This window comes from Haloplanus sp. CK5-1, from assembly GCF_037201915.1.
Lineage (GTDB): Archaea > Halobacteriota > Halobacteria > Halobacteriales > Haloferacaceae > Haloplanus > Haloplanus salilacus.
Window position 1 is genome coordinate 2939526 of record NZ_CP147505.1, and the last position, 16289, is coordinate 2955814.

General features: G+C 63.7%; 14 protein-coding genes, 2 tRNA genes and 3 rRNA genes. 7 read left to right on the plus strand and 12 right to left on the minus strand.

Going from position 1 to position 16289, the window contains the following annotated elements; translation table 11 throughout:
• Nucleotides 1–118 precede the first annotated feature (118 nt).
• Nucleotides 119–418: a hypothetical protein gene (locus tag NBT81_RS15590; RefSeq protein WP_338739761.1), complete on the plus strand. Its 300-nt coding sequence runs from the start codon at nt 119–121 to the stop codon at nt 416–418.
• A complete protein-coding gene (locus NBT81_RS15595) occupies nt 415–765 on the plus strand; it encodes a hypothetical protein (RefSeq protein ID WP_338739763.1) in 351 nt (116 codons plus the stop codon). The genes NBT81_RS15590 and NBT81_RS15595 overlap by 4 nt, the downstream gene beginning before the upstream one ends.
• A gap of 8 nt (nt 766–773) precedes the next feature.
• On the opposite strand, the gene NBT81_RS15600 is transcribed toward NBT81_RS15595, so the two are convergent.
• From NBT81_RS15600 to NBT81_RS15635, 8 genes are all read right to left on the minus strand, one after another.
• A complete protein-coding gene (locus NBT81_RS15600; protein WP_338739765.1) occupies nt 774–1523 on the minus strand; it encodes a hypothetical protein in 750 nt (249 codons plus the stop codon).
• 51 nt (nt 1524–1574) lie between these two features.
• Nucleotides 1575–2246 (minus strand): transposase, encoded by a 672-nt coding sequence (locus tag NBT81_RS15605; RefSeq protein ID WP_338742574.1) that lies wholly within the window; start codon nt 2244–2246, stop codon nt 1575–1577.
• Nucleotides 2135–2644, minus strand: coding sequence for an IS630 family transposase (locus NBT81_RS15610; protein WP_338738573.1), 510 nt, complete (start codon nt 2642–2644; stop codon nt 2135–2137). The genes NBT81_RS15605 and NBT81_RS15610 overlap by 112 nt, the downstream gene beginning before the upstream one ends.
• 43 nt (nt 2645–2687) lie before the next feature.
• Entirely contained in the window at nt 2688–3092 is a 405-nt protein-coding gene (locus tag NBT81_RS15615) for a hypothetical protein (protein WP_338739766.1), read from the minus strand.
• A gap of 192 nt (nt 3093–3284) precedes the next feature.
• Nucleotides 3285–3406: ribosomal RNA gene (gene rrf, locus NBT81_RS15620) — 5S ribosomal RNA — on the minus strand.
• 123 nt (nt 3407–3529) lie between these two features.
• Nucleotides 3530–6445, minus strand: a 23S ribosomal RNA gene (locus NBT81_RS15625).
• A 205-nt stretch (nt 6446–6650) separates the two neighbouring features.
• Nucleotides 6651–6722: transfer RNA gene (locus tag NBT81_RS15630), tRNA-Ala, on the minus strand.
• A gap of 136 nt (nt 6723–6858) precedes the next feature.
• Nucleotides 6859–8329: ribosomal RNA gene (locus NBT81_RS15635) — 16S ribosomal RNA — on the minus strand.
• The 16S, 23S and 5S rRNA genes sit together here with 1 tRNA gene alongside, the layout of an rRNA operon.
• A gap of 490 nt (nt 8330–8819) precedes the next feature.
• Between NBT81_RS15635 and NBT81_RS15640 the strand changes: the two genes are divergently transcribed.
• Together NBT81_RS15640 and NBT81_RS15645 are read left to right on the plus strand one after the other, a co-directional pair.
• On the plus strand, nt 8820–9380 hold the full coding sequence (locus tag NBT81_RS15640; protein ID WP_338739768.1) for a TATA-box-binding protein: 561 nt from the start codon (nt 8820–8822) through the stop codon (nt 9378–9380).
• Between the two features lie 68 nt (nt 9381–9448).
• Nucleotides 9449–11266, plus strand: coding sequence for a DEAD/DEAH box helicase (locus NBT81_RS15645; protein WP_338739770.1), 1818 nt, complete (start codon nt 9449–9451; stop codon nt 11264–11266).
• Here NBT81_RS15645 and NBT81_RS15650 read toward each other — a convergent pair.
• Nucleotides 11263–12306: an alanine--glyoxylate aminotransferase family protein gene (locus NBT81_RS15650; RefSeq protein ID WP_338739772.1), complete on the minus strand. Its 1044-nt coding sequence runs from the start codon at nt 12304–12306 to the stop codon at nt 11263–11265. The two genes, NBT81_RS15645 and NBT81_RS15650, sit on opposite strands and share 4 nt — an antisense overlap.
• A gap of 122 nt (nt 12307–12428) precedes the next feature.
• Between NBT81_RS15650 and NBT81_RS15655 the strand changes: the two genes are divergently transcribed.
• Complete coding sequence (locus NBT81_RS15655) at nt 12429–13388, plus strand: AIR synthase family protein (protein ID WP_338739775.1); 960 nt, start codon at nt 12429–12431, stop codon at nt 13386–13388.
• Here the strand turns inward: NBT81_RS15655 and NBT81_RS15660 are convergent.
• Nucleotides 13385–14146 carry a hypothetical protein gene (locus NBT81_RS15660; protein WP_338739777.1) on the minus strand — a complete coding sequence of 254 codons (762 nt, stop codon included), beginning with the start codon at nt 14144–14146 and terminating at the stop codon, nt 13385–13387. The genes NBT81_RS15655 and NBT81_RS15660 overlap by 4 nt on opposite strands.
• Before the next feature lie 98 nt (nt 14147–14244).
• Between NBT81_RS15660 and NBT81_RS15665 the strand changes: the two genes are divergently transcribed.
• Nucleotides 14245–14318: transfer RNA gene (locus tag NBT81_RS15665), tRNA-Tyr, on the plus strand.
• A 50-nt stretch (nt 14319–14368) separates the two neighbouring features.
• On the opposite strand, the gene NBT81_RS15670 is transcribed toward NBT81_RS15665, so the two are convergent.
• Nucleotides 14369–15379 (minus strand): tyrosine-type recombinase/integrase, encoded by a 1011-nt coding sequence (locus tag NBT81_RS15670; RefSeq protein WP_338739779.1) that lies wholly within the window; start codon nt 15377–15379, stop codon nt 14369–14371.
• On the minus strand, nt 15376–15645 hold the full coding sequence (locus NBT81_RS15675; RefSeq protein ID WP_338739780.1) for a hypothetical protein: 270 nt from the start codon (nt 15643–15645) through the stop codon (nt 15376–15378). The genes NBT81_RS15670 and NBT81_RS15675 overlap by 4 nt, the downstream gene beginning before the upstream one ends.
• Before the next feature lie 235 nt (nt 15646–15880).
• Here NBT81_RS15675 and NBT81_RS15680 point away from each other — a divergent pair, with 235 nt between their 5' ends.
• Complete coding sequence (locus tag NBT81_RS15680; RefSeq protein ID WP_425498687.1) at nt 15881–16171, plus strand: ArsR family transcriptional regulator; 291 nt, start codon at nt 15881–15883, stop codon at nt 16169–16171.
• Nucleotides 16172–16289: the final 118 nt, after the last annotated feature.

Here is a 16289-nt window from a genome sequence, read left to right on the forward strand (position 1 = left end):
AACGCCGCCATCCCGTCGGCGTGTGGCTGAGACTCCCTCTCATGAACATCACCCGCCCGCGTGCGTCAGTCCCTCTCGGGACCGTCCCGCTTATCACGCCGCCGAGCCGAGCGAAACCATGACCGACGCTACCGAGGGGTCGACGCCGGCGGACACCTTCGGCGTCAGCATCGGCGTCGACGACGACGCACTCCGGTTTCTCGTCCACGTCCCGTCGGACCTCGACGCGGCCTGGAGCGACCGCGACGCCTTCCAGCGACTCGTCGAGGAAGCCGTCTGGGAGCGACTCGACCGCGAGTCGACGCTCCGTGCGGTCGGGACCGTCGCCGACGCCGGCGAACGCGTCGAACTCGGGACGGTGACGTTGACCGCCGACGGGACCGTCGTCGACCACACGCTGGCCACACCGGAGCCGTGACGCTCGCCGACGTCCGTGCGGCGGCGCTCGATAGCGCGCTGATCGGCGACGACCCGACGACCGCACTGGCACTCGCGGGCGTCGTCGACGCCGCCGAGGGGACCGACGACCCTCTCGCAGTCGCGATGCTCGCCATGCGCTGTGTCGGTCGGGACGCCGGAGAGTCACTCGACGACGGGGCGTGGCGACCGGGCGACGACGTCGACGACGCCGTCCTCGCCGGTGCGGCCGTCGCGGTCCGCCGTCGAAACGTCTCCCTCGACCGAGCGGCTACCCTCGCCGGCTGCGCGCCGACGACGCTGGAAGCCGTCGTCGAACGACAGCGCGTAAAAAGAGAACGGGAGTGAACGGCTAGTTACCGGCCGTTACTGCCCGCGTTCCCGTTGCCGCCGCCGTTCCCGTTGCCACCGGCGTTCCCGTTGTCACCGGCATCGCCACCGTCGTCGCTAGTGTCCTCGTCGGATTCGTCTTCTTCGTCTGCCTCCTCGTCACCGGACTGTCCCGGTGTGTCACCGGAGTTGCCCGGAGATTCGTCGGACTCGTCGTCGCCTTCATCGGACTGCCCCGGCGCGTCACCGGAGTTGCCCGGCGCGTCACTGGACTCGTCGTCGCCTTCCTCGGACTGGCCCGGTGCATCACCGGAGTTGCCCGGCGCGTCACTGGACTCGTTACCGTCGGATTGCCCCGGCGCGTCGCCGGAGTTTCCCGGCGACTCGGTGGGCGGCGTACTCGGGACGACGCGGGTTTCGTTCCCGTCGGACTCGTTACCCGGGCCCGCGTCCTCGGGCGGGCCGCGCTCGGACGCGTTCGCGTTGGCGTTCTCGTTCGACGGATTGTTGCTGGTCACGAAGTCGGAGACCTGCTGACCGAGGGGGCCGCTGAAGCCGGCGCTCTTGAGCGTCTCCACGAACGTCGAGACGATCCGTCCGAACGGACCGGTCGGTGGCGGCGTCAGGTCGGCCGTCGTCGTCGCCGTCTCGCCACCCTCGCTCGCTTCGACCGTCACCGTGACGTTCTCCGACGGCGCGGGGAGGACGACCGTCCCCCCGTCGTCCGTCCCGTACGTTCCCGCGCCCACGTACGTGTCGTTGTCCTTAGCGGTCACGTCGACCGTCGCGTTGGCGACCGGTTCGCCGAGTCGACCGACTGATAGTGATTAAGTCGGATCTTTACCGGTAAGATACGGCCAGATATTTGGTTCGGTGATTGCGCTCAATCCTCGTGTAATGGAGTCTTTCAGCGTCGAGAGATCTGGGATAAGGCGGTATTTGAACCACTCCTGGAGCTGATCCCAGCACCCTTCGACGGCGTTCAATTCGGGTAGCTTTGACGGGAAATACCACACTTCGAGATTGTCCCCGCGCACGCACGAGACCGAACTGTCTCCGACAGTTTCGGTCTCGCGCTCACCGCTGACGTGCTCCCAGAGATCCCTCGCATAGAAGTAGCCCGCTCGGTCCAGAAACACCACTAATTCCTCACCGAACTCGTCTTTCAACGCTTCTAACAACCGAATTCCGTGGAACCTGGTCAAGTTCTCTTCCGTCCAGCAGAAGAGGCTATCACCGTTATCGGTGACAGCGCCAAGCACTGTCACCGACTTCCAGGACGTTGCAGTCTCTATCGTCGGATTTGAACCGATTGGGTACCAGCCACGCCGCTGGACGGTTCCAACGTGCTTGGTGAATTGATCGACGACAACGACGGTTTTCTCGCTCAGTTCGGGCCGTTTTTTTCGACTGTGTCTTGGAACTCGGCCTTCTCCTCGGGGTCGGCCTCGTGGTGTTGAGGCCGTGCTGTCCGCAAGGACAGCCCGGCCTCTCTCAATAACTCGTAGGCGTAGTTCTCGTGGTATTCGACGTCGTACTCCTGTTTGACGTGGTGAAGAAGGAGCTTCGCTGACCACGCTTGCTGGTCGTAGCCGAGTTCGGTTGGCGGCTGTTGCAACTGTTCGAACAGCTGTTCCCGCTCTTCTCCCTCGATCTTTGCTGGGCCTCCTGGTCGAGGAGCATCGTAGGGAGCTTGCTCGATCGGTGTTTCCTCGAACCGATCGAGCCAGTTGCGGATCGTTTTTTCGACGACTCCATGGCGGTCAGCCAAGGTATCGATTTGATCGCCCTGCTTGCGCCCGATCGCCGCGAGAACACGTTCTCGCGGCTTACCCTCGTCTATCTGCTCTTTGAGGTCGTAGAGTTCCTCAAGCGTGATCTCGTCGAACTGCCCCATTATCGACCCCACTACGTCTAACAGTAAATAACTTCCTTAATCACTATGAGACGGTTACCGACCCGTCGGTCACCTGTTCGACACCCACGGCGAGCGTCTCGACCGGATCGACGGCGACAGTCGTCGTCGCCGTGTCACCGTCGTCCGTCGCGGTGATCGTGAGTTCGACGGAGTCCTCCGGGTTCGCGAGCGTGACCGTGCCGTTCTCGTCGGTCGTGTACTCACCCGCACCCGCGTAGGAGTCGTTCCCGTCGGCCGTCACGTTCACCGTCGCGTTCGACACGGCCGTCCCGTTGTCGGTGACGGTGACCGTCGAGTCACCCGTCTCGTCGTCCTGTACCACGTCCACCGAGAGCGATGTCGTCTGTGCCGTCACCGCGGCCGGTGTGACCGCTGACACCAGCATCACGGCGACGAGCAGTATCGCGCCGAATCGTTTCGCGTTCATCACGCTCGAGCCATCGCCCCGTACCACATTAAATCGGGAACGCGCTGAATCCGGGTTGGAGCCACTTTACTTCGATTAAGCCCGGTTTAATTCGCCAGACGGAACGGCCGTCGGCGTCGAAACCGGCGGCTCAACGATCGATATGCAAAAAGCCCCGCCGAGCTCGCAGCTCGACGAGGCTGAGTATGAATGGTGAGGCGGCGAATCGAAACTCCCAGAGGGTCGCCCACTCCAGTACTGCTCGATACGCAGGCGGGCTTAACGTCCGTGTTCGGGATGGGTACGGGTGTCTCCCCGCCGCTCTGGCCGCCTTCATGCCGACCGACGGAATCGAACCGCCGTCAAACCACTGTCGGTAGGGTCTCCAACCGTACGTACGTGCGATCCAGCTAGCGCCTGGACCCGACACTCAAATCGGGTCACAGTGCGACATCTGATGAATGTGGCTTGGACTGTTAGTGCTCGCGGGCTCAACGCCTCGTTGCCTCGGCGCGTACACCCCGAGTCTATCTAACTCGTCTTCTACGAGTGTCCTCGGTGGTACTTCTTTTCCAGGTGGGTTTCGAGCTTAGATGCGTTCAGCTCTTACCCCGTGGTGCGTGGCTGCCCAGCAACTGCCCTCTCGGACAACTGGTACACCAGTGGCACCCAAGCGGAGTTCCTCTCGTACTATACGCTTGTTCCCGTCAAGTACCGTCACACCCCCAATAGATAGCAGCCGACCTGTCTCACGACGGTCTAAACCCAGCTCACGACCTCCTTTAATAGGCGAACAACCTCACCCTTGCCCGCTTCTGCACGGGCAGGATGGAGGGAACCGACATCGAGGTAGCAAGCCACTCGGTCGATATGTGCTCTTGCGAGTGACGACTCTGTTATCCCTAAGGTAGCTTTTCTGTCATTTACGGCCCGCAACAAGCAGGCTCGTAAGTTCGCTAAACCACGCTTTCGCGTCAGCGATCCTCGTTGGGAAGATCACTGTCAGGCTTCCTTGTGCTCTTGCGCTCTCTTCCGGGTTCCCGACCCGGATGAGGAAACCATCGGGCGCGCTCGATATCTTTTCGAGCGCGTACCGCCCCAGTCAAACTGCCCGGCTACCGGTGTCCTCCGCCAGGAGTGAGAGTCGCAGTCACTACCGGGTAGTATTTCAATGCTGGCTCGGTGGCCCGCTAGCGCGGGTACCTGTGTACCGCCTCCTACCTATGCTGCACAGTAGCGACCACGTCTCAGCGACAGCCTGCAGTAAAGCTCTATAGGGTCTTCGCTTCCCCTTGGGGGTCTCCAGACTCCGCACTGGAACGTACAGTTCACCGGGCCCAACGTTGGGACAGTGGCGCTCTCGTTGATCCATTCATGCAAGCCGCTACTGAAGCGGCAAGGTACTACGCTACCTTAAGAGGGTCATAGTTACCCCCGCCGTTGACGGGTCCTTCGTCCGATTGTACTCGGTGTTCAGATACCCGCACTGGGCAGGATTCAGTGACCGTACGAGTCCTTGCGGATTTGCGGTCACCTGTGTTGTTACTAGACAGTCGGAGCGCCCGAGTCACTGCGACCTGCTCTTGCACAGAGCAGGCATCCCTTATTGCGAACGTACGGGACTAACTTGCCGAATTCCCTAACGTCGGTTGCTCCCGACGGGCCTTGCCTTTCGCCGGCAGAGCACCTGTGTCGGATCTCGGTACGAACACCACACTCGTCTTTTCACGGGCTCTAGGTACGGCCGAGTTGCCCTATCCCGGAAGTCGTCCGCTTCCTGCCATTACGGCTTCCACGGAGGTGTCCGGTTCGACCGGGCGAGTGCCCGGCTCGGCTGTTCCCAAAGCGTCGACTTTCAATGTGTGGTGGCGCTGGAATATTAACCAGCTTCCCTGTTGTCTCGGTCGAATTACGGCGAGACTTAGGATCGGCTAACCCTCGGCTGATTGGCAGTGCCGAGGAACCCTTGCTCGTAAGGCCGTCGGGGGTCACACCCGACTCTCGCTGCTACTGTGACCAGGATTATCGTCACCACTCGGTCCACACGAAATCTCTCCCGTGCTTCCGTCCGAGCGGTGTGCCAGTCTACGCGGTCATCCTTTCACGGATGCGGGTAGGTCTCGGTGGTGGATTTGAGCCCCGATCATTTTGGGCGCCCCGAACCTCGGCCGGTAAGCTGTTACGCTTTTCTTGGAGGGTAGCTGCTTCTAAGCTCACCTCCCGGCTGTCTAGGGCTCGGGACTACCTTCGATCGCACTTAATCCACACTTGGGGACCTTAACCTACCGCTGGGTTGTCTCCCTTACGGTGCACAGGCTTACCCCGCACACCGGACTCCCTTCGTCTGTGGCGTCCGCAAGTTCGGAGTTCGACAGGATGGCCGACTCCTCTCGGAGGCGGGTCATCCAATCGGTCGCTCTACCTCGCGGACTACCTCGGAAGAGGTCATGCTTCGACATGTTTCGACTGGAACCAGCTGTTGCCGGGTTCGATGGGCCTTTCACCCCTACGCATAGGTCACGGGAGGGTATTGTAGGACACCACCCCTAACGGGCCTCCACGTGCCTTTCGGTACGCTTCACCCTGCCCACGCGTAGATCACCCGGTTTCGGGTCGCATCCGCTTGACTCCCCGCGCTTGAACACGGTGGCCCTCGTCGTCAGACTGCGGCCGTATCGGTTTCCCTGCGCCTTCCCCGATGGTCGGGTTAGGCTCGCCAAGCAAATGCACTCCCTGGGTCGTTTTTCAAAACGCACGACGGAACATCGGCTTCCCACGAGTCCTACTGGAGGGTCGCCCCTCGGTCGTTTATCGTGGGACCTTGTATGCCCCGTCGCTCGATCGCCAGCTGAGTTCAGGCTCTATTGCAGTTCCCTTCTCGGGATACTTTTCAGCGTTCGCTCACGCTACTTGTTCGCTATCGGTCTCGAGGAGTGTTTAGTCTTCCCGGTTGATGCCCGGGACGTTCACGAGGAATATCCAATCCCCGCTATTCTGGAACTGACTCCCATCGTACTGTCCTCCGATACGGGGCTGTCACCCTGTATCGCACTCCGTTTCAGGAGATTTCTCGGAGGAGGTCGGATGTTGGTGGTCAGTCCGACACCACATGTCTCGTAAGAGATTCGGTTTGGACTGGCCCGCGTTCACTCGCGGTTACTGACGGGATCGCGTTTGCGTTCTGTTCCTGTTCCTACTGAGATGTTTCAATTCGGAACGTTCCCCATTGCGCGAGGCAATTGTGTAGGGATTCCCATTCGGAGATCCTCAGTTCTTCCCTTCCATGCAGGTCCCTGAGGCTTATCGCAGCTTGGCACGTCCGTCGTCGGCTCTCGAGCCGAGCCATTCACCAGCTGGCACAGTAGCCAGATTGATGGATGTCACACTAGTGACCCGGTTTGACTGTCGGGTCCAGTGGACGCCTGGATCGCACGTACATACGGTTTCATCACCCTCCCGTGGATGCGGGAGCGTTCGACCCTTCCCATCCGCGCTTGCGCGGGATGGTGCATCGGTCTGGGATCAGTCGTACCGCCCTCGCCCACTTAAGGGGCGTGGTTTGGTTTTCCGATCCCGGCATGGACCCACTGGGATTCGAACCCAGGGCATCCTCCTTGCAAAGGAGGCACTCTACCGCTGAGCTATGGGCCCACTCCCGGGCGATCCCGGGAGCGTGATGTGAAGCGTGAGCCTTGGTGGTTCTAAAGTGCCCGATCGGCGTGGTGATCGAACCGTGGACCGCAGTGGTCGTCGGTGGGCTCTCCCGTGTGGGAGAGTCCCGGTCTGTAGGAGGTGATCCAGCCGCAGATTCCCCTACGGCTACCTTGTTACGACTTAAGCCCCCTTGCGGAGCCCAGATTCGACTTGGGTATCCAGGCCTCATCCGGACCCCACTCGGGTGCTTTGACGGGCGGTGTGTGCAAGGAGCAGGGACGTATTCACCGCGCGCTGCTGACACGCGATTACTACCGAATCCAGCTTCATGAGGGCGGGTTTCAGCCCTCAATCCGAACTACGACCGAGTTTAGGAGATTACCGTCCTCTCTCGAGGTTGGAACCCATTGTCTCGGCCATTGTAGCCCGCGTGTAGCCCAGCACATTCGGGGCATACTGACCTACCGTTGCCCGTTCCTTCCTCCGTGTTGGCCACGGCAGTCCTCCTAATGTACCCACCCAAGCGAACTTGGTGCTGGCAATTAGGAGTGCGGGTCTCGCTCGTTGCCTGACTTAACAGGACGCCTCACGGTACGAGCTGACGGCGGCCATGCACCTCCTCTCAGCAACTCTGGCAAGGTCATCAACCTGACCGTCATTACTGCTGTCGATGCTGGTGAGATGTCCGGCGTTGAGTCCAATTAAACCGCAGGCTCCTCCGGTTGTAGTGCTCCCCCGCCAATTCCTTTAAGTTTCATCCTTGCGGACGTACTTCCCAGGCGGTCTGCTTAGCGGCTTCCCTACGGCACAGCACCCACTCGTAGTGGGAGCCGCACCTAGCAGACATCGTTTACGGCCAGGACTACCCGGGTATCTAATCCGGTTCGAGACCCTGGCTTTCGTCCCTCACCGTCGGATCCGTCTTCCCGAAGTGCTTTCGCCATCGGTGGTCCGTCCAGGATTACGGGATTTCACTCCTACCCAAGACGTACCCTTCGGGTCTTCCGGTCCCGAGCCGTGCAGTTTTCACCGGACGCCCGCCAGTTGGGCTGGCGGATTTCCCGATGAACTTGCTCGGCCGGCTACGGACGCTTTAGGCCCAATAAAATCGGCCATCACTCGAGCTGCCGGTATTACCGCGGCGGCTGGCACCGGTCTTGCCCAGCTCTTATTCCACTACCACCTTACGGTAGTGAAAAGCGAGGACTGTATGCCCTCGCACTCGGGGTCCCCTTATCGCACTTGCGTGCAGTGTAAAGGTTTCGCGCCTGCTGCGCCCCGTAGGGCCCGGAATCTTGTCTCAGATTCCGTCTCCGGGTTCTTGCTCTCACAACCCGTACCGATTATCGGCACGGTGGGCCGTTACCCCACCGTCTACCTAATCGGCCGCAGCCACGTCCTCCAGCGTCGGAACGTTTTCGCGTCTCGGCATTCCAGCGTGAGACGGGTATGGACTATTAGCCTCAGTTTCCCGAGGGTATGGTCCTCTAGAGGGTGGTTTGGCCACGTGTTACGGAGCTATTTGCTACGAGTCTGAACTCGTACAACTAGCATGGCTAAATCGGACCCCGATAGCAATGGCCTCCGGCAGGATCAACCGGAATGGTCTCACTCCATAGGGAGTGAGGGGTGGCGGGAAACGTAATGTTTCCGCGTCGTGTATAGACCACTGAGGTCCGTGGTTCGGGCCACCGCGTCGATCGGGTGACACCGAACCACCAAGGCTCACATCAGATTCCGTCTTACGGCGGACCGCAGAGGTGGAATCCTCATATTTCGTCCGGACTTGAATCGAGTCGGGCGACCCACATAAGCCCGTCGATCGGGCGTGGGGTGAGTCGGCCGGTCGGCGTATCAGTCCGGGTCGAGGGCGTTCGTGCCCTCGCCGCGCTTCGCATCACAACCGAAGTCGGGTGAATACTTAACCCCGTTGATTCCCGCCGAAACCGACTGTCGTACTGATATTTGCGTGGTGATCCCTGTCGTGAGAGACAACCACACACCGGGACTGACCGGGCGTCGGGGACGAACCGGGACGACGGGACGAGCGTCGGGGTGGTTTATAAGGATGGGGAGACCAATGAGGCGCATACGATGAGTAATCCGGCAGATTCGATAGAAATCCAGAACGTGGTGGCGTCGACCGGCATCGGGCAGGAACTCGATCTCGAAGCGCTCGCCGAGGACCTTCCCGGAGCCGACTTCAACCCCGACAACTTTCCGGGATTGGTCTACCGGACGCAGGAACCGAAGGCAGCGGCCCTCATCTTCCGATCCGGAAAGATCGTCTGTACGGGGGCAAAGAGCATCGACGATGTCCACGAAGCCCTCGGTATCATCTTCGGGAAGCTCCGAGACCTGCAGATTCCGGTCGAAGATGACCCCGAGATCACGGTCCAGAACATCGTCTCGAGCGCGGACCTCGGCCACACGCTCAACCTGAACGCCCTCGCGATCGGACTGGGCCTGGAGGACGTGGAGTACGAACCAGAACAGTTCCCCGGGCTCGTCTACCGCATGGACGATCCCGACGTGGTGATCCTGCTCTTTGGTAGCGGCAAGATCGTAATCACGGGCGGGAAGCGGACCGCGGACGCAGCCGAGGCGGTCGACGTGATCGTCGAACGGATCGACGAACTCGGCCTCCTCGGATAGGTCGATCCGCACGCGGCGGTGCCCGACGGGTCACAACGCGTTTCTCCGTCGCGGCCGTACCGACGGTGATGACCGACGAGTCCACCGACGGCGGCGACACCGTCAGCCTGGCGTCGTTCCACGACGCCCTACAGGACGAGGGTCGCCCCGTCGCGACCGCCCAACAGATCGCGCGCCGAATCGGCTGTTCGCAGTCGGCAGCGGCCGAGGCGCTCGACCGACTGGTCGCCGACGGCGAGGTCGAGCGTCTCGACGTGGCGTCCGATCCCGTCGTCTGGTACCCGACCGAGTGGGGCCGTCTCGCCGACCGCGAGCGCGTGATCGTCTTCCCAGAACGACGGGAACTCGTCGTGGACCAACCCAGCCAGTACACCCGGGCACAGCTCTCCCGGATCGCCCACCTCGTCGACACCTCGGGAACGAAGGGGTATCTCTACCGCGTCCGCCGCGAGGACGTGTGGGCGGCCCCATTCGACGACTGCGACGCCCTCCTCACGACGCTCCGGAGCGTCCTGCCACGGCGCTCGCCACACCTAGAGGAGTGGATCGAGCGCCAGTGGACGCGCGCACGACAGTTCACGCTCGTCACCCACGAGGACGGCTACACCGTGTTGGAAGCGGCGAGCGAGAGCCTCATGGGTAACGTCGCGCGCCAGAAACTGGGCGAGGAGCATCTCCACGCCCCCATCTCTGACACCGAGAACTGGGTGGTCGAGGGGAGCGAGGCGTCGATCAAGCGGATCCTCTACGAGGCGGGGTACCCCGTCGTCGACGACCGAGAACTCGAAACCGGCGACCCACTCGACATCGAACTGCGGACGGCGCTTCGGGACTACCAGCGCGACTGGGTCGAGCGCTTTCTCGACCAGCAAGCCGGCGTGTTCGTCGGCCCCTCCGGGAGCGGGAAGACCGTCGCGGCCATCGGCGCACTCGCAGCCATCGGCGGCGAGGCGCTGATCCTCGTCCCGAGCCGGGAACTCGCCGGGCAGTGGCGGTCGGAACTGCTCGAACACACCACGCTCGACCCCGAGAAGGTCGGCGAGTATCACGGCGGCGAGAAGGAGATCCGACCCGTGACGATAGCCACCTACCAGGTGGCCGGCATGGACCGCCACCGCGCGCTGTTCGACCGCCGGGAGTGGGGGCTGATCGTCTACGACGAGGTCCACCACATCCCCAGCGACGTCTACCGCCGGAGCGCGGACCTCCAGAGCAAACACCGCCTCGGGCTCTCGGCGACGCCCGTCCGAGAGGACGACCGCGAGACGGACATCTACACGCTGGTCGGCCCACCCATCGGCACCGACTGGGACGCCCTCTTCGACGCCGGCTACGTTCAGGAACCCGAAGTCGAGATCAGGTACCTGCCGTGGGCGGACGACGAGGAGCGTAACGCGTACGCGAGCGCGGAACCGCGGGCGAAACACCGGATCGCCGCCGAGAATCCCGCGAAGGTCGACGAGGTGCGCCACCTGCTGGCCGAACACCCGACCGACAAGGCGCTCGTGTTCGTCGACTGGCTGGATCAGGGACGGGCCATCGCCGAGGCCATCGACGCTCCGTTCGTGAGCGGGGAGACGCCACACCGCGAGCGCGACCGCCTGTTCGCGGCGTTCCGCGACGGCGAGCGCCGGACGCTCGTCGTCTCTCGGGTCGGCGACGAGGGGATCGACCTGCCCGACGCCGAACTCGCCGTCGTCGCCTCCGGACTGGGCGGGTCGCGCCGGCAGGGCGCACAGCGCGCCGGACGGACGATGCGCCCCGCGGGGAGCGCGAGGGTGTACGTGCTGGCGACCCGCGGGACCAGCGAGGAGGAGTTCGCCCAGCGACAGATGCGCCACCTCGCGGAGAAGGGTATCAGAGTGACCGAGCAGGGAACCGACTAGAGCACCGACGCCAACGCGTCCATCGCCCGCTCGACACGGTCGACATCGGCGTTGTACCCCATGTGTCCGACCCGGAGCACGTCGTCCGCGAGGTCACCGAACCCGGTCGCGAGTGTCACGTCCGCCTCGCGGAGTCGCTCCTGGAGGTCGGTCGCCCGTCCGGGCACCTCGAAGGCGGTGACGGTCGACGAACTCCGCTCGGGGCCGGGGTACGATTCCAGGCCCAGTTCGCGTCCCCTCTCCCGACAGACCGCGGCCGCCTCCCGGTGGCGATCGTAGACGGTGTCCAACCCCTCCTCCAGCAGGCGGTCGAGCGCCACGTCGAGGGCGACGACGAGCGTCGTCAGGTGGGTGTAGGGGTACGGTTGCTCGGCGTCGCGCCACGGGAGCAGGTTGGTGTACAGCGAGTCGGGGTCGCGCGCCTCGATGCGCTCCCACGCGGCGTCGCTGACGGAACAGACCGCGAGCCCGGGGGGTGCGCTGAAGCACTTCTGGGACGCGCCGAGACAGACGTCGATCCTGTCGGTCGGCACCGGGACGCCACCCAGTGACGAGACGGCGTCGACGACGGTCAACACGTCGTGTTCCTCGAACAGGTCGAGGGCGGGGTCGAGGTCGTTGAGCGTTCCCGTCGGCGTCTCGCAGTGTATTATCGTCGCGAGGTCGAACTCGCCGTCGGCGAGCGTCCGGTCCAACGCGTCGATCGGCAGGGGGTCGTCGTAGTCGGCACCGACGACCGTCGCCTCGCCGCCGTAGTCCGCCACGAAGTCGGCGAAGCCGTCACCGTACGGTCCGTTCGAGAGGCAGAGCACGTGGTCACCGGGGGCGACGGTCGAGGCGATCGCCGCCTCCAAGCCGAGAAGCCCCTCACCGCCGAGGACGACCACCTCGTCGTCGGTGCCGTAGACGGCCTTCAGTTTCTCCGTCAGGGCGTCGTACCGCTCCGCGAACGCGGGGTCGACGTCGGGGTTGACCAGTTCGCGACTCATCGCCTCCCTGACCGACGGTGGGAGCGCGGTCGGACCGGGCGTCAAGAGCATACCAGCCCTATCGTCCCCGGCGGCTTGTAGCGTACGGTCCGGTGTCGCACGACACCAACCCGTGGTGCCAGCCTCGTCAGAGACGGGAAGGCACATGGGAGCCGCGGTCGTACCGGACACCCATGACCGGCAAACTCGACCGGGAGACCCTGTCCACGCTCGTCCTCTCGCGGACCGGCGCGCCGAACCCGGATCTCCTCGCGGGGCCCGCGTTCGGGGAGGACGCTGCCGCGATCCGGGTCGGCGACGAGACGCTGATCGCCAGCACCGATCCTATCTCGCTCGCGGCCGAGCGCATCGGTCAGTTGGCCGTGGCCGTCGCCTCCAACGACGTGGCGGCCTCGGGTGGCCGTCCCGAGTTCCTGCTCAGTACCGTCCTCCTGCCCGACGCCGACCCAGACCGCCTCGACACGATCACCGCGCAACTCGACGCCGAATCCGAACGCCTGGGTCTGACCGTCGCGGGCGGCCACACGGAGGTGGTCGCCGGACTCGACCGCCCGCTCTGTTCGCTCACCTGCGTCGGCCTCGCCGACCGCTACGTGTCGACCGGCGGCGCGAGGCCAGGGGACCGTGTCCTGCTCACGAAAGGGGCCGGTATCGAGGCGACCGGCGTCCTCGCCACGGACTTCCGGGACCGACTCGACCTCTCGGCTACCGACCTCGACCGCGCGGTCACCGCGTTCGACGACCTCAGTGTGATGCCCGAGGCAGCCGTCCTCGCACCCGTGGCGACGGGCATGCACGATCCCACGGAGGGAGGCGTGCTCGGTGGCCTAGTCGAGATGGCGCTGACCGCCGACGTGACCGTGGCCGTGGATCGCGACGCGGTCCACGTCCGACCGGAGACCCGGGCGGCCTGCGACGCCGTCGACGTCGACCCGCTTCGCGTCCTCGGCTCCGGCGCGTTGCTGGCGACCGTCGACGCCGACGACGCGGAGGGGATGCTGGAGACACTCGACGACGAGGGGATCGACGCCGTCGAAATCGGTCGAGTCGAGCGCGGCGAGCCGGCCGTAGCGATCGACTACGAGCGGCACACCGAACCGATCCGCGACGGGATGTACGCTCTCTGGGACTAGAACTCCGGCTCTGACCAGCGGTCGTCGGGAGCAACCGCCGAGAGAGCGTGAGCCACCTGTTCGTCGGTGTAGTCGTACCTGTCGAGCGCGAGAAAGAGTCGCTTCCACCGGGCGCTCACGTCCGTTTCTCCCTCTGGGCCGACCCGCGCGCCGTGGACCCGGAAGAACGGCGAACTCCGGTCGAGACGCGCCCCTTCCCCGGTGTGGCCGTCGAGCGCGACGTCGTACCGACCGTCCGCCGAAAGGTCGTCTTCGGTGACGGGGAACGTGTGGGTCGGTTCCTCGCCCTCGGCTCGTGCTTCTGCGCGCTTCTCGGCGACGGCGTGGAAACCGTTGACCGCGTTGGCTCCCTCGCGGGCCGACCGCGCCCGCGCGACGGCGAGCGCCGCCTGCACCGCCGCCATCTGCCCGCGGCGGGAGTCCATTCCCCACTCGTCGGCCAACTCCTCGTACCGACCGACCAGCAGTGGCGCGCGGGAGTCGGCTTTCAGATCTTCGACGACGAACGTGTTCAGACGGTCCCAGAGGTTCCACCCGAAGCCGGAGCGAGCGAGTTCCCAAGCGGTCCACGCCGACACCTCCTCGTCGCCCCGACGGATCGCCTTCTGGAGGAGGCTGACGACCGCGTAGCGGTTGAAGCCGCCGTCCGTCTCGTCGGCACCCGTCTCCTCGCCGAAGTCGTTGGTCCCCGTGGCCTCCGGCGCGTCGGTCTCCAGTTCGCCGTCCGGCCCGAAGGTGGCCTGTCGCTCCTCGTCCATGCGGAGTGGGTGGCGACCGGCCGACGAAAGGGTTCGGGTCCGTCTCCGACCACCAAATGAGAATCCTTAAGTCCGGTCTGTCGGTTATCTGTACTCGCCCGCCCTTAGCTCAGACTGGTAGAGCAGCCGACTGTAGATCGGCTTGCCCCCCGTTCAAATCGGGGAGGGCGGATACGAAATAAAGTCGGGGCCGACGCGGTCGGCCAGTCGACTTCCCCCGCATCAGTCCAACACCTCCAGCTTCGAGCGTCGCTGTTCCATCCGTTCACGGGGCGTCCGTTCGTCGTAGTAGTCCTCGATCACTTCCTGCGTCGCGTTGACCCGCGCCGACACCACCTCCGCCGGGATGTCGAGCCCGCGCATCCGCATGATCGCCGCCGCACGGACGTCGTGGGGCGCGCGACTCGACGGACACTTCGACGCCCGTCCGGTCTTCATCGCTTCGCAGGCGTCCGGATCACGGTCGTGTGGACACTCGCCGTACTCACAGGGGCGAGTCATCCGGTACACGGTATCCCGAATCGCCGAGATACTCATCCGGCCCCGAGACGTGGCGACAAGCGGGCGACGACCTTGCTCGTCCGAGACGTCGGGCCGGTTGACGCGCCGGTAGTCCTCGACGACGTCGACGACGCGCTCCGACAGCGCGACCGGACGCTCGCCGTGGACGTCGTTCTTCAGCGGCGTCGACGGTTCCCGGTTGACGAACTCCAAGTACCGTTCGTCGGGGTGGTAGTCCGACAGGTCGACGGCGTGGAGCGCGCCGACGCGACACCCGACGTGGAAGAGTAGTTCGAGGATGACGTGCTCGCGACTCGCGTACGCGAACTGCCGGTAGTGGTCGAGCAGGTCCTCGACGCGCTCCGGGCGCAGGTCGTGGTCGCGGGCCAGTTGGTGCTTGTCGAGTTCCGGGATCAGCACCTTCTCGTGGAGGTCCTTCGGGACCGCCTCGATCGCCTCGCAGTACCGCAGGAACGCACGGTAGGTGTAGGAGTTCCCGCGGATCGTCGTCTCCTTCACCCCGTCGCGGCGGCGGTCCGCGAAGTACCGCTCGATGGTCCGCCCGGACAGGTCGTTCAGGTTCGTGATGCCCTCGTCGTCAAGCCACTCGGTGAACTGCTTGAGTCGGTAGCCGTGGGCCTGTATCGTCCGCTGGTGCAGGCTCCCGCGCCGGTGATCGAGGTACATCTCGACGCCCTTCTCCGGCCCGAGCGGTTCGAGGTCGTCGCTCACGCGTAGATCACCTCGCCGCAGTCGGGGCACGGGTCACCGTCGAGGTAGCCGATGATCGTCGCGCCGCAACTGCACTCCTCGACACGAGAGCGCCGGCCCATCACAAGTTCGGGGCCACCGTCGAGGCGGATCTTCGCGCACTGCCGACAGACGGGCGGGTTACCGTCGCGCCCGGCGTCGACCCCGTCGGCCGGGTCACCACAGACGACACAGTCGCCGTCGTCAGGTTTTTCTCCGCTCGGTCCCTCTCGGGTCGTACGGGACATTCGTCCCGTAGGTTCCGACAGCATGGTCTTAGGCTCGGAACCGTAACGCGGGCGGCGTCCTAGCGCCGTCCGCGTCACCGACCAATCTCGAAGTGCCAACAGTGTCTCGCGTGGTTCCGCATGATTTAATCCGCACCGTTGTCACATATAATTTACTCAGAAACTGAGCTAAACATCTGGTGCTATTCGGTTATTTTACTATTTATTAGGTGACAGCGGCTCACATAGGTGCTTAATGCGACGATCCGGGACGTGGATGACGATCTGGGATGATCGGATCTTGGAAGTGATCCGGGAGGAGGGATCGGGATCGCCATCCGAATTAGCCAGTACAGACGTTATTCGAGTCTCTCGACAGCATGTTTCTCGTCGCCTTCAGAAACTTGCAGACCACCAACTACTCACCCATCTTGGAAATGGCGTCTATGTCATCACCGAGGAGGGGAAGAAGTACCTCGACGGAGAACTCGACGCCGACGAGTTGGAGGATGCGAGCGACAACGGGGAGGGGACGGCAAGCGCATAAGAGATGAAGTACCGGAAAAGGGGTCACTGGATGCAGTACACCGACGAACGGATACTCAAGTATCTGTCGTCGGTATCGACGGCGACGGCGTGGGAGATCGACTACGAGCAGGACGTCG

Bases quoted from the DNA above. Each gene is read 5' to 3' on its own strand.
- NBT81_RS15590 (WP_338739761.1), top strand. From the start codon at position 119: ATGACCGACGCTACCGAGGGGTCGACGCCGGCGGACACCTTCGGCGTC.
- NBT81_RS15610 (WP_338738573.1), bottom strand. From the start codon at position 2,644: ATGGGGCAGTTCGACGAGATCACGCTTGAGGAACTCTACGACCTCAAA.
- NBT81_RS15615 (WP_338739766.1), bottom strand. From the start codon at position 3,092: ATGAACGCGAAACGATTCGGCGCGATACTGCTCGTCGCCGTGATGCTG.
- NBT81_RS15640 (WP_338739768.1), top strand. From the start codon at position 8,820: ATGAGTAATCCGGCAGATTCGATAGAAATCCAGAACGTGGTGGCGTCG.
- NBT81_RS15645 (WP_338739770.1), top strand. From the start codon at position 9,449: ATGACCGACGAGTCCACCGACGGCGGCGACACCGTCAGCCTGGCGTCG.
- NBT81_RS15650 (WP_338739772.1), bottom strand. From the start codon at position 12,306: ATGCTCTTGACGCCCGGTCCGACCGCGCTCCCACCGTCGGTCAGGGAG.
- NBT81_RS15655 (WP_338739775.1), top strand. From the start codon at position 12,429: ATGACCGGCAAACTCGACCGGGAGACCCTGTCCACGCTCGTCCTCTCG.
- NBT81_RS15660 (WP_338739777.1), bottom strand. From the start codon at position 14,146: ATGGACGAGGAGCGACAGGCCACCTTCGGGCCGGACGGCGAACTGGAG.
- NBT81_RS15675 (WP_338739780.1), bottom strand. From the start codon at position 15,645: ATGTCCCGTACGACCCGAGAGGGACCGAGCGGAGAAAAACCTGACGAC.
- NBT81_RS15680 (WP_425498687.1), top strand. From the start codon at position 15,881: ATGCGACGATCCGGGACGTGGATGACGATCTGGGATGATCGGATCTTG.